Origin of the sequence: Halomonas sp. DP1Y21-3, assembly GCF_019801245.1 — a bacterium.
GTDB classification, from domain to species: domain Bacteria; phylum Pseudomonadota; class Gammaproteobacteria; order Pseudomonadales; family Halomonadaceae; genus Halomonas; species Halomonas litopenaei.
Genome location: NZ_JAHVJM010000005.1, coordinates 185,090 through 198,053, shown reverse-complemented (window position 1 = coordinate 198,053; position 12,964 = coordinate 185,090). Strand labels below are relative to the sequence as shown.

At 62.9% G+C, this 12,964-nt stretch carries 7 protein-coding genes; 6 read left to right on the top strand and 1 reads right to left on the bottom strand.

The features are described from left to right. Positions 1–35 precede the first annotated feature (35 nt). From KUV74_RS15635 to KUV74_RS15620, 4 genes are all read left to right on the top strand, one after another. Complete coding sequence (locus KUV74_RS15635; protein ID WP_222516801.1) at positions 36–4,886, top strand: RHS repeat-associated core domain-containing protein; 4,851 nt, start codon at positions 36–38, stop codon at positions 4,884–4,886. Between the two features lies 1 nt (position 4,887). Continuing rightward, positions 4,888–5,250 carry a hypothetical protein gene (locus tag KUV74_RS15630; RefSeq protein WP_222516800.1) on the top strand — a complete coding sequence of 121 codons (363 nt, stop codon included), beginning with the start codon at positions 4,888–4,890 and terminating at the stop codon, positions 5,248–5,250. A gap of 83 nt (positions 5,251–5,333) precedes the next feature. Then, complete coding sequence (locus KUV74_RS15625; RefSeq protein WP_222516799.1) at positions 5,334–5,840, top strand: hypothetical protein; 507 nt, start codon at positions 5,334–5,336, stop codon at positions 5,838–5,840. A gap of 39 nt (positions 5,841–5,879) precedes the next feature. Next, a complete protein-coding gene (locus tag KUV74_RS15620; RefSeq protein ID WP_222516798.1) occupies positions 5,880–6,353 on the top strand; it encodes a hypothetical protein in 474 nt (157 codons plus the stop codon). A 456-nt stretch (positions 6,354–6,809) separates the two neighbouring features. Here the strand turns inward: KUV74_RS15620 and nfuA are convergent, their stop codons facing one another. After that, on the bottom strand, positions 6,810–7,400 hold the full coding sequence (gene nfuA / locus KUV74_RS15615) for a Fe-S biogenesis protein NfuA (protein ID WP_045992189.1): 591 nt from the start codon (positions 7,398–7,400) through the stop codon (positions 6,810–6,812). Between the two features lie 320 nt (positions 7,401–7,720). On the opposite strand from nfuA, the gene metH reads away from it, so the two are divergent. Further along, entirely contained in the window at positions 7,721–11,422 is a 3,702-nt protein-coding gene (gene metH / locus KUV74_RS15610) for a methionine synthase (RefSeq protein WP_222516797.1), read from the top strand. Next, complete coding sequence (locus KUV74_RS15605) at positions 11,422–12,837, top strand: MATE family efflux transporter (protein WP_222516796.1); 1,416 nt, start codon at positions 11,422–11,424, stop codon at positions 12,835–12,837. Before metH ends, KUV74_RS15605 begins: the two co-directional genes overlap by 1 nt. Positions 12,838–12,964: the final 127 nt, after the last annotated feature.

The following is a 12,964-nucleotide window of genomic DNA, read 5'->3' as shown; positions in this document are numbered from 1 at the left end:
GCCCTCTTGTGGGGACATAAGGAAGGAAACTTAGCATGGCCGCGAGAACAAGCTGGGGCAACCACGTCATTCCAGGTTTGGACCACGATCCTCTGAAAGAGGCACTCAATCACCGCCGGGTGATCACCGCCGAGCCCTACAGCGAAGGTGAGACCCCGGAAGCCGTGATGATGATGGACGTGGAGGAAGATTCCGTCACGGTACTCGACGTGGTCGTCCAGGCCGCCTACATGCTGCCGGTGGTCGGTAACGTCATGGCCATCGGCGACGTCGCCCGCGACGTGGTTGACCTCGATGGCAACGACGCAGACGGCACGCCGAACTACCAGAACGTCTGGCTCTGGGCGGTGCTAGTGATCGACGCCATCGGTCTGGTGCCCGCCGTCGGCAACGCCTCCCGCCCTATCCGCGTGGGTACCCGTGAGGGCATACAGGCGTTTGCCCGCGGTGAAGGCGTCGACATCGCCGCTCAAATTCTGGTCAACCAGGCCGGCGGTGCGGCGATGGATTTTCTGGCAGAACTCGAATCCAAGCTCGAGGAACAGAAACCGAAGCTGTTGCGCGAAATTGACACCATCGTCGGCAAACTTGCCGAGTTCATCAACAACCCGGTCGATGCCGCCACCCAGGCCGGCCTGATCGACAAAAACCCCGAGTGGTGGAACCTTCTCGAGAAAGGCAAGCGTGTCGTATTCATTGCCTTTGACCGCCTGCTCGAGGCCTTTGGTGACGACCGTCAGCGCCTCATCGCCTTCCTCGGCCAGCTCGGCGGGATGGCCAGGTCCATGGTCAACGCCGGGTTCGAGCGCCTGTTGCCGATGATACGCGACCTGGCCCAGGCGACTCGCCGCCGGTCGTCGCAAAGTAGGGGCGTCAATCACCAGGGCACCGCCGTCACCGGGCAACATACGGTCCACTACCTGTCGGCAGACAATCGCCAGACCACCCGCCACGAAGCCGAGCCAAGCGCCACTCCGGCCGGCTGCGTGTGCTCGCTGCATCGCCCCACCCCCACCAGTCCCAACCCCGTGGACTATGTGATGGGTGACGAGAACCTGTGGCACACCGACTTCAGCGTACCGGGGCTGATCGACGTCGAGTGGACCCGCTACTACCGCTCCAGCATCGACGAACTCGATGACAGCGAGCTGGGCGCCCGCTGGAGCAGCCCGTTCCATACCCGCTTCGAGGCCCTGGGCGAGCAGTTGACCTTTATCGACAGCCTGAACCGCGCCCTGCCCATCGAGCCCATCGAGGTGGGCGGCAGCCGCTTCCTCCCGCGTGAAAGCGTGACCCTGGAACACCCCGACAGCGAGCACTACCGGCTTCACTACCTCGACGGCAGTCAGGAGCTCTACCGCCGCATCGGCAAGTCCGGGCCGGGCGAGCGCGTCCATTTCCGCCTGGTCGAGCAGCGCGAGCGCGACGGCCGCGCCCTGCACCTGAGCTATCGCCAGGGCCGACTGGACCGGCTGACCGACGGCGCCGCCCTGCTGCTGCGCTTTCACTACAGCAGCGCGGGGCTGCTGGCCAAGGTGGTGCGCCACTATCCCGGGGCGGACGTCACCAAACACAATGACGAAGCCGCCGAGGCGCACGAGCCCGAGGTGCTGGTCCGCTACCAGCACAGCGCCGACGGTGATCTGATCGAAAGTCGTGATATGCGCGGCTACACCCGCGAGTACCAGTACCAGCACCATCTGGTCACCCGCTACACCCACCGCAGTGGCCTGGCGGTGGAGCTCGAGTGGGACTGGCCGGGCAAGGCCGAGGGCGCCCTGCCCGCCGCTCACGATGCGCGCTGCGTACGCAACCGCCTGGAAGACGGCAGCGAAGACACCCGCTTCGAGTACCATCGCGGCCTGTGGTACACCCGCGTCACCGACGCCGACGGCGTGGTGACCTTCTACCGCTACAACTATCACAACCAGATCGAGTCGATCACTCACCCCTTCCACCCGGCGCTGGGCAGCGAGCACTGGCGCTGGGACGAGCACGGCCGGCTGATCCGCCATATCGACGGCGAAGGACGCACCACCCACTATCGCTATGACGACCAGGGTCGGCTGATCGAGACGGTCGATCCCCAGGGCCTGAGCACCCGCATCGACTACGACGACAAGGGCCTGCCGGTGCGCGTCACCGAGCCTGACGGACGCGAACGCTCGCTGCGCTTCGATGAACGCGGGCTGCCGCTGCAAGAAATCGCCCCGAGCGGGCGTGTCACCACCTTCAGTCACAACGCGCGCGGCCTGCTCACGGCGATGACCGACGCCGCCGGCAACACCTACCAGTACCGCTGGAACGACCAGGGTCGGCTGACCGGTGCCAGCGACTGTTCACGCAAGACCACCCAGTTTCGATACGACCACCGCGGCTGGCTGATCGAGCGCCGTGACGCCGCCGGGCATCGCACCCATTACACCCGTGACGCCACCGGCCTGCTGTTGAGCGTCGAGCACCCCGACGGCGCCATCGAGCACTTCTCCCACGACGGCGAAGGCCGGCTGACCCAGTATCTCGATCCCACCGGGCAGCGCACCCGCTATCGCTACAATGGCAAGGGCCAGCCGATCGAGCGCCGGGACCCCATGGGCCAGCGTTTCGCCTACCACTACGACCGCCTGCTGCGGCTGTCGGCGCTGACCAACCAGAACGGCGACCGCTGGCAGTTCCGCTATGACGGCGGTGGACGACTGATCGAGGACACCGGCTTCGACGGGCGCACCCGCCACTACCGCTACGACGATGGCGGCGCCCTGATCGAGCGTCGCGAAGGCGAGCTGGTCACCACCTTCACCCGCGACGCCATGGGCCGGGTGCTGGAGCGCGAGAGCCAGCGACCGGGCCAGCCCGCGCTGACCACCCGCTACGGCTACGACCCGCTGGGACGCCTGACCCGCGCGGCCAGCCGCCACAGCGAGACGCGCTTTCACTTCGACACCGCCGACAACCTGATCGCCGAGGTGCAGCGTCATCAGCTGCCCAACGGCGGTGACTACTCCAGCGTCACCCGCCACACCCACGACGCCCTGGGTAACCGCGAGACCACCACCCTGCCCGACGGTCAGACCCTGGCCTGGCTGCGCTATGGCTCCGGCCATGTCCACGCCATGACCCTGGACCAGCGTGAGCTGATGGCCTTCGAGCGCGACGACCTGCATCGCGAGGTGCGCCGTCACCAGGGCAGCCGCGAGGTCGAGTCACGCTTCGACCCGCTGGGACGCCTGATAGAGCAGCACATCCGCACCCTCGAAGCATCCGTCGAGGACCGCCCCCGACACCCCACCGTCAGGCGCCAGTGGCACTACAGCGCCAACGGCCTGCTCAGCCAGGTGGACGACAACCTGCGTGGCACCACCCGCTACGGCTACGACCCACTGGGCCGGCTGCGCCAGGCAAGCGCCCCAGGCCTCGAGGAAGTGTTCGCCTTCGACCCGGCCGGCAATCTGGTCGATCCCGTGCCACCACAAGCAAAAGGCGAAAAAGGAAACGAAGGTACAACCTCCGACGCCACCCGCTGGCGACGCGAGCGCCCCCGCGATCACCTCGACCACGGATCCGAGGAACGCATTCGCCTCGATTACCCTGGCGCACCGGCCAGCCTGTCGCCGGCCATGGGCAACCTGCTCAAGCGCTACGCCGGCACCCACTACCACTACGACGCCAGCGGCAACCTGACCCGCCGCATCGCCCCCAGCGGCGAGACCTGGCATTACCAGTACGACCCCGAACACCGACTGATCGAGGCCAGCCACTACCCTCATGCCCCCGCCGCGGGCGATGACACGGTGCCGCGCATGCGCGCCCGCTACGCCTACGACGGCCTCGGCCGACGGGTGTGGAAAGAGGTGAACCGCCAGGGCCAGCCCAGCGAGCTGACGGTGTTCAACTGGGACGGCGACCTGCTGCAAAGCGAAGAACGTTTTGTCGGCGGCCTGCCGCCGCTGTTTCGCCCCGAACGACTGGAACTGGCCCGCGAGAACCCCGAACGGCCTCACTCGCTACCGATCGCCCAGCGCTGCCATCGGCTCGAGTACCCCGGCCTCACCCCCGAACGGCGGGTGATCTACCTGTTCGAACCCGACAGCTTCGTGCCCGCCGCCAAGCTCGAGAACCGCTTCGAGGCCGTCCACACCCGCAGCGGCACCGGGGCGGTGCTCTATACCGAACACCAGCCAACCGAGCCGACCCTCTACAGCATCCACACCGACCACCTCGGCACCCCGATGGAGCTGGCAGAATGCGACGGCAAGCTCGCCTGGGTCGGCCACTACCGCGCCTGGGGCAAGCTCACCAAGGCCAGTGACGGACACGGCAATCCCAGCACCACCGACAATCCGCTGCGCTTCCAGGGTCAGTACCTGGATGAAGAAACCGGGCTGCACTACAACCGCCATCGGTACTATGATCCAGAGACGGGACGCTTCACCACCCAGGACCCGATAGGCCTGGCCGGCGGCGAAAACCTGTACATGTACGCCCCCAATCCGACAGGATGGGTGGATCCGCTGGGGTTGACTAAGAATTGCCAATGCTCTGACCTATCATCCCCGCCAATGCCCGAAAAGGGCCAACGGCTATATAGAGTATATGGTGATGACGCAATGCCCGGCGGAGCATCTTGGTCTCCGGAAAATCCGAATAATGTGCAAAACTATAGAGAGGTGGCCGGTCTACCCTCTGGTGGAGAAAGCGGAGCAAATAACTCTGGACGCTTCGTAATTGAAGGAACATTACAAGATCCAACCAAGGTAGTAAAAATACGTCAGGCCTTACCACTCGACGGAAATCAAGGGGGAATTGCTGAATACATCATCCCAAATGGAATAGATAACGGTGCAGTGAAGATTGATAGAGTCAGCGGCGTCAATCCGGAGTTTTGATATGAAAACGTATTTCTTGTCCTCACTGGAGAGCAAAACATTCTCATTGACAAGAAAGTGTGATTTTTTGTCACAGTCTTCTTTTAGCTCAAACAAGCCATATATTGTAGCAAAAATATCCCCACCAGTTATTGGCCACCCATTCAACAAAAGTGAGGACATTGACACAATAGTGCTCGCTACTCGCCATCAAGGTGAAAATATTATCAACATCTCTGAATTTCCGTGCTTTGTTTTTATTGCAATACCAAAAAATGATGCCTATTCATTTTCTAACATCTCTGAAAAGAATGACTTAGACATAATAGGATGGGGGGAGCTATACCGAACCAAGCATGATGCTGACCATCATATATTTGACTGAACTCGGCGGTCTCAATGAGCAAGTGCGACATCTGATCAATTGAAGTCGGTGCCGGCACCTCAGACTGATCTTACCCAGCAATCGTGGACACCTGCTTCGACGGGCGCACCCGCCACTACCGCTACGACGATGGCGGTGCCCTGATCGAGCGTCGCGAAGGTGAGCTGGTCACCACCTTCACCCGCGACGCCATGGGCCGGGTGCTGGAGCGCGAGAGCCAGCGACCGGGCCAGCCCGCGCTGACCACCCGCTACGGCTACGACCCGCTGGGACGCCTGACCCGCGCCGCCAGCCGCCACAGCGAGACGCGCTTTCACTTCGACACCGCCGACAACCTGATCGCCGAGGTGCAGCGTCATCAGCTGCCCAACGGCGGTGACTACTCCAGCGTCACACGCCACACCCACGACGCCCTGGGCAACCGCGAGACCACCACCCTGCCCGACGGCCAGACCCAGGCCTGGCTGCGCTATGGCTCCGGCCATGTCCACGCCATGACCCTGGACCAGCGCGAGCTGATGGCCTTCGAGCGCGACGACCTGCATCGCGAAGTGCGCCGTCACCAGGGCAGCTCGCCATGGTGCGGTTGATGCATTCAGGCATACAGTACCTACCACAAAAGGAATCCTATGAATAATAACGATGAATTTCATCAGACAGTGTCCGTAATTATTGACTTACCTAGGGTGTACTCCCCTGGTGAGTCAAACAGAATCCTTAAGACCGCCGGAGCAAACTTAAATTATGACACTTATAGTTTTTATCGGAAAGAGAAAGCCCCTGCGTGGCAATCTGAAACAATCATACAGCTAAAGCTTTTTCTTTCCGGAAAACTTGTGGACGCACAAGATCCGATCGACAAAATTGAACTTGAATACCCACTGGCAACATTAGACTCTAAATATATAGGACAATTTGGTGCTCTAGTCGATGAAATCTCTAACATATTTGGTGATGCTTCAACTTTGTGTGGGAATAAAGTTTCTGGAAAAGATGTAATAGCACATTGCGACAAATTATCTTCAGAGCTAATGGAGTCATGGGGAGAAGAACCTGGAAGCAAACATCTTAGAATAATGATTGAATCCATGTATTCAGGGTAAGTGGCTTTCTCAAACTCTTGGATGCAGAAAACATCCGGCTCTTCGACGCTGGATGTGGAGTTCGCCATATAAAGTTTCGGGAGGTCACGCCCCTACCAACCAGCGCTATCGACTCTTCACAACGGCAAGCGACAAGGACCAGCCCATCGAACGCCGCGACCCCATGGGCCAGCGTCTTTTCTTGAAGTGATTGCAACCACTACGACCGCCTGCTGCGGCTCTCGGCGCTAACCAACCAGAACAGCGACCGCCGGCAGTTCCGCTATGACTTCGGTGGATGGCTGTTCGCAGACACCGGCTCGACAGGGGGTGCCTATCGCTCCCCAACCAGTCTCGCGCGCCCCTACCCCTAATGGTTTACCCAAACACCACAACGCCGCTCCATGGAGCGGCGTTGTTGATTCACCTTTGATCCTGAGGGCGGAACCTCAGTGCGCCAGTCGGCGCGGTTGAACGTCAACGGTAGTAGGCGTTGGTGGTGTCGGTGTGGTCGGTGACGTCGCGGATGCCGGCGAGTTCCGGGATGCGCTCCATCAGCGTCTTCTCGACGCCTTCCTTGAGGGTCAGGTCCACCGCGGCGCAGCCCTGACAGCCGCCGCCGAAGGCCAGCACCGCCACCTGGTCGTCGGTCAGCTGCATCAGCTTGATCTCGCCACCGTGGGCCGCCAGGCCCGGGTTGATCTCGCTGTAGAGGATGTAGTTGATGCGATCCTCGAGCGGGCTATCGGCGTTGACCTTGGGCATCTTGGCGTTGGGCGCCTTGATGGTCAGCTGGCCGCCCATGCGATCGGCGTTGAAGTCGACCACCGCCTCTTCCAGGAACGGAATGCTGTTGGCGTCGAGATAGACGGCGATCTTGGAAAGCTCCAGGCGCTCGTCGCTGGGCTCTTCCTCGCCCGGCCGGCAGTACGCCAGGCAGGTCTCGGCGTAGGGCGTGCCCGGCTGGGTGATGAAGATCCGCACCGCGATACCTTCGACGTTCTGCTTCTCGAGCAGCTCCGCCAGGTAGTCCTGTGCGCTGTCGGTGATCTGGATATTCTCGCTCATGGGTCTCTCGCTAGTTCGCCCCGCCTGACAGCGGGCGCTGTGGCCCCGCGGGTTTGGTCAGGACCATGGTAAGCGACACCTGCGTCAGACTCAATCCCGAGTATTTTACTCGGATTTTGGTTTCCGCCTTCGCAGGTACGCTGCCCCTGCCGCCAGGCCCGGTGCTTTGGTACCATATGGCCCCTTCGACCGACTCCCGAGACATCGCCGTGTATTCCGGCATGCACATGGGGGTCCTGCCGCGTGGACACAAGCGCTGGCCCATAAAAATTTTATCGTTCGTCGACCTGACAAGCGTCTAGCTGGAGACACACCCGCCCATGGCCGTAGCAGCACCGACCCCTCAGACAGCCCGCCTCATCGATAGCCTGAAAGACCGCATTCTGATGCTGGATGGCGGCATGGGCACGATGTTGCAGAATGCGGCCTTGAGCGAGGAAGACTTCCGCGGCGAGCGCTTCAAGGACTGGCCGTCGGATCTCAAGGGCAACAACGATCTGCTGGCCCTGACCTGCCCGGACCTGGTGGCGCGCATCCATCGCGACTATCTGCTGGCCGGTGCCGACATCCTCGAGACCAATACCTTCAACTCCACCCGCCTGTCACAGTCTGACTACGGCATGGAGGAGCTGGTCCCGGAGCTCAATCGCGAAGCCGCTCGGCTGGCCCGCCAGGTATGCGACGACGTCGGCGAAGAGACCGGGGTGCCCCGCTACGTGGCCGGGGTGCTTGGCCCTACCTCGCGCACCGCCTCGCTGTCGCCGGACGTCAATGACCCGGCCAAGCGCAACGTGACCTTCGATGCCCTGCGTGACAACTACCGCGAGGCAGCCCTGGCACTGATCGAAGGCGGCTCCGATCTGATCATGATCGAGACCATCTTCGACACCCTGAACGCCAAGGCGGCGATCTACGCCCTCGAAGAGATCTTCGACGAGACCGGCGAGCGCCTGCCGGTAATGATCTCCGGCACCATTACCGACGCCTCCGGGCGCACCCTGTCGGGCCAGACCACCGAGGCCTTCTGGAATTCGGTGCGCCACGCCCAGCCGCTGACCGTGGGCCTCAACTGTGCCCTCGGCGCAGAGGAGCTGCGCCCCTACGTCGAGGAGCTGTCGACCAAGGCCGACACCTTCGTTTCGGCTCACCCCAACGCGGGCCTGCCCAACGAGTTCGGCGAGTACGACCAGACCCCCGAGGAGATGGCCGAGATCGTCGCTGAATTCGCGCGCAGTGGCCTGGTCAACATCATCGGTGGCTGCTGTGGCTCCACCCCCGAGCATATCGCCGCCATTCACCGCGCGATCAAGGACCTGCCCCCGCGCCAGATTCCGGACCGCAGCAGAGCCTGCCGTCTGTCTGGCCTTGAGCCGTTCAACATCGAGCACGATTCGCTGTTCGTCAACGTCGGTGAACGTACCAACGTCACAGGCTCGGCTCGCTTCAAGCGACTGATCAAGGAAGAGGACTACACCACCGCCCTGGAGGTGGCGCTCGAGCAGGTCGAGAACGGCGCCCAGGTGATCGACATCAACATGGACGAGGGGATGCTCGAGTCCCAGGAAGCCATGGTGCGCTTTCTCAATCTGATCGCCGGTGAGCCGGACATCGCTCGGGTGCCGATCATGGTCGACTCCTCCAAGTGGGAGATCATCGAGGCCGGCCTCAAGTGCATCCAGGGCAAGGCGGTGGTCAACTCGATCTCGCTCAAGGAAGGCGAAGAGGCCTTCCGCCACCAGGCCACCGAGTGCCGCCGTCATGGCGCCGCCGTGGTGGTGATGGCGTTCGACGAGTCCGGCCAGGCGGACACCTTCGCGCGCAAGACCGAAATCTGCCAACGCGCCTACCGGGTGCTGGTGGACGATATCGGCTTCCCCGCCGAAGACATCATCTTCGACCCCAACATCTTTGCCATCGCCACCGGCATCGACGAGCACAACAACTACGCGGTGGACTTCATCGAGGCCACCCGCTGGATTCGCGAACACCTGCCCCACGCCATGGTGTCGGGTGGCGTTTCCAACGTGTCCTTCTCGTTTCGCGGCAACAATCCGGTGCGCGAGGCGATCCACTCGGTATTTCTCTACCACGCGATTCGCGCAGGGCTCACCATGGGCATCGTCAACGCCGGCCAGCTGGCGGTCTATGACGACCTGCCGGAAGAGCTGCGCGAAGCCGTCGAGGATGTGGTGCTCAATCGCCGTGATGACAGCACCGAGCGGCTGCTCGATATCGCCAACAAGTACAAGGGTGACGGCTCCGGCGGTGAGAAGAAGGAGGACCTCGAGTGGCGTAGCTGGGAGGTCGAGAAGCGCATCGAGCATGCTCTGGTCAAGGGCATCACCGCCTACATCGAGGATGACACCGAACTGGCCCGCCAGCGCGCGACCCGCCCCATCGAGGTGATCGAGGGGCCGCTGATGGATGGCATGAACGTGGTCGGCGACCTGTTCGGTGCCGGCAAGATGTTCCTGCCCCAGGTGGTCAAGTCGGCGCGGGTGATGAAGCAGGCGGTGGCCTACCTGATCCCCTACATCGAGGCGGAAAAGAGCGAAGACACCCAGGCCAAGGGCAAGATCGTCATGGCCACGGTCAAGGGCGACGTCCACGACATCGGCAAGAACATCGTCGGCGTGGTGCTCCAGTGCAACAACTACGAGGTGATCGACCTCGGCGTGATGGTGCCCGCCGACAAGATCCTCAAGACCGCCCGGGAAGAGAACGCCGATATCATCGGCCTGTCGGGACTGATCACCCCCTCGCTTGACGAGATGGTCCATGTAGCCAAGGAGATGCAGCGCCAGGGCTTCGAGCTGCCGCTGCTGATCGGCGGCGCCACCACCTCCAAGGCGCACACCGCGGTCAAGATCGAACCCCAGTACGAGCAGCCGGTGATCTATGTGACCGACGCCTCACGTGCCGTGGGCGTGGCCGGCAAGCTGCTGTCACCGGGGCTGAAAGAGGCCTACGTCAACGAGATCCGGGAAGAGTACGTCAAGGTCCGCGAGCGCAATGCCAAGCGCCGCCCCAAGGCCGCCGACCTGTCCTACGCCGATGCCCGGGCGCGCAAGCCGGCGCTGGACTGGCAGGGGTATACCCCGCCGGCGCCGACCTTTACCGGTCTCAAGGTGTTCGAGGACTACGACCTCAACGAACTGGTCGATCGTATCGACTGGACGCCCTTCTTCATGAGCTGGGAGCTGGTCGGCAAGTATCCGAAGATCCTCGACGACAAGGTGGTCGGCGAAGCCGCACGCCAACTGTTCGACGAGGCCCAGGTGATGCTGCGCAAGTTGATCGACGAACGCCTGATCCAGGCGCGCGGGGTCATCGGCCTCTGGCCCGCCAACAGCGTCGATGATGACGTCATCGAAGTCTATTCCGACGAGACCCGCGGCGAGGTGATCGAGCGTCTGCACCATATTCGCCAGCAGACCACCAAGAACCGAGAGGGAGTCTGCTACAGCCTGGCCGACTTCATTGCCCCGAAGGACAGCGGCAAGCCGGACTGGATCGGTGGCTTCGCGGTCACCGCCGGTCACGGCGTCGAGGAGCTGTCTGCGGCCTACAAGGCCAAGGGCGACGACTACAACGCCATCATGGTGCAGGCGCTGGCCGATCGCCTGGCCGAGGCCTTTGCCGAACTGATCCATGAGCGGGTGCGCAAGGAGTTCTGGGCCTACGTACCCGAGGAACAGCTCGACAATGAGGCGTTGATTGCCGAGAAGTATCAGGGCATCCGCCCTGCCCCTGGCTACCCCGCCTGCCCTGACCACACCGAGAAGGCGACGCTGTTCCGCATGCTCGACGCCGAGGCCAGCACCGGGCTCGAACTGACCGAGAGCTTTGCCATGTGGCCGGCGGCGGCGGTGTCCGGCTGGTACTTCTCCCACCCGCAGTCGAAGTACTTTGCCACCGGCAAGATTACCCGGGATCAGGTCGAGGCCCTGGCCAGTCGCAAGGGCATGGAGCTGGACGTCATGGAACGCTGGCTGTCGCCGGTACTGTCCTACGACGCCTGATGCGTTCCCTGCAACAACAGGCCCTGCTGCCCGACCTGACGCGCTGGCGTCTGATCCTGCGCCTGGCGCTGCCGATCATGGCCGGCATGTTGAGCCAGAGCCTGATGAACCTGTTCGATGCCGCCCTGGTGGGCCGGCTCGGCGAGACCGAGCTGGCCGCCGCCGGCATCGGCGGCTACGCCATGTTCATGGTCACCGCCTGCCTGTTCGGGCTGTCGTCGGGGGTTCAGGCCCAGGTAGCGCGGCGCCATGGCGAACGCCATCAGACGCCCGTTGCCTCGGCGGCCGCCGACCTTGGCGTTGAGCTGCGCCACGATCCACGCGGGGAGCCGCTGGCGGCGGGACTTACCCTGGCCGTCATGATCGGCCTGCCGTTGATGGTTCTGTGTCTGTGGCAGGCCGGTCCGATCATGGCCTGGCTCAACGACGATCCGCGGTTGACGTCGATGGCGGTGGACTACTTTCGCTGGCGTCTGATCGCGCTGCTGCCGGTGGCGATGATCTTCTGCTACCGAGGCTACTGGAACGGCATCCAGCAGACCGGCCTGTACCTGCGGATCATGCTGGTAATGCATCTGGTCAACCTGCTGGCCAGCATCGGCCTGATCTTCGGCTACTGGGGCCTGCCCGCCATGGGCGTCAGCGGTGCCGGGCTCGGCAGCAGCCTGTCGCTGTTTGCCGGTGTCGCCATCTGGGCCTGGTTGAGCCATACGCCTGGCCATCGCGGCACTCGTCACAGGCCGTGTCATTCGCCTTGGCGACTCGGCGGCAGCACCATGGCCACCACCCTGAAGCTGGCCACGCCGCACTCCTTTCAGCAGCTCTGGTTCGCCGCCGGCTACGCCGTGCTGTTCTGGATCCTCGGTCAGGTCGACACCGCCAGCGTGGCGGTGGGCCATGTGCTGGTCAACTTATCGCTGTTGCTGATTCTGCCCGGCGTGGGCCTGGGCATGGCGGCGATGAGCCTGGTCGGCGAGGCGCTGGGGCGCGAGTCGCCGGAAAGGGCCCACCGCTGGGGCTGGGAGGTGGTGCACATGGCCTGGTTGCTGCTCGCTGCCCTGTCCCTGCCCATGGCGTTGATGCCGGAAGCCGTGCTGGGCCTGTTTCTACATGACCCCGAACTGATCGCCCTGGGCGTCGATCCGCTGCGCCTGACCGCGCTGATGATCGTGCTCGACGCCGCCGCCCTGGTGTTCACCCAGGCATTGCTCGGCGCCGGCGCCAACCGTACGGTGATGCAGCTGACCTTGACCGGTCAGTGGCTGGTCTTCCTGCCGCTGGCCTGGTGGTTCGGCGTGCATGAAGGCTTCGGCCTGGCCGGCATCTGGTGGTGTCAGCTAGGCTACCGCGCGCTCAACTCACTGTGCTTTGCGGTGATCTGGCAACGCCGCCGCTGGCAGAGTCTGAAGGTGTAGCGCCCCGCACGACGCCTATCAACACCTTTTAATTACCTTTTGCACCCAAACTATGACTATTTATTCTTTTATAGCATAATGGCGTGCAGGTAGAGTAACCCGCAACGTCCCGTCATTCCCTGGCTGC

Excerpts from the sequence above, each read along its gene's own strand:
- nfuA (WP_045992189.1), bottom strand. The coding sequence starts at position 7,400 with ATGAGCGAGAATATCCAGATCACCGACAGCGCACAGGACTACCTGGCG.
- KUV74_RS15630 (WP_222516800.1), top strand. The coding sequence starts at position 4,888 with ATGAAAACGTATTTCTTGTCCTCACTGGAGAGCAAAACATTCTCATTG.
- KUV74_RS15605 (WP_222516796.1), top strand. The coding sequence starts at position 11,422 with ATGCGTTCCCTGCAACAACAGGCCCTGCTGCCCGACCTGACGCGCTGG.
- KUV74_RS15635 (WP_222516801.1), top strand. The coding sequence starts at position 36 with ATGGCCGCGAGAACAAGCTGGGGCAACCACGTCATTCCAGGTTTGGAC.
- metH (WP_222516797.1), top strand. The coding sequence starts at position 7,721 with ATGGCCGTAGCAGCACCGACCCCTCAGACAGCCCGCCTCATCGATAGC.
- KUV74_RS15620 (WP_222516798.1), top strand. The coding sequence starts at position 5,880 with ATGAATAATAACGATGAATTTCATCAGACAGTGTCCGTAATTATTGAC.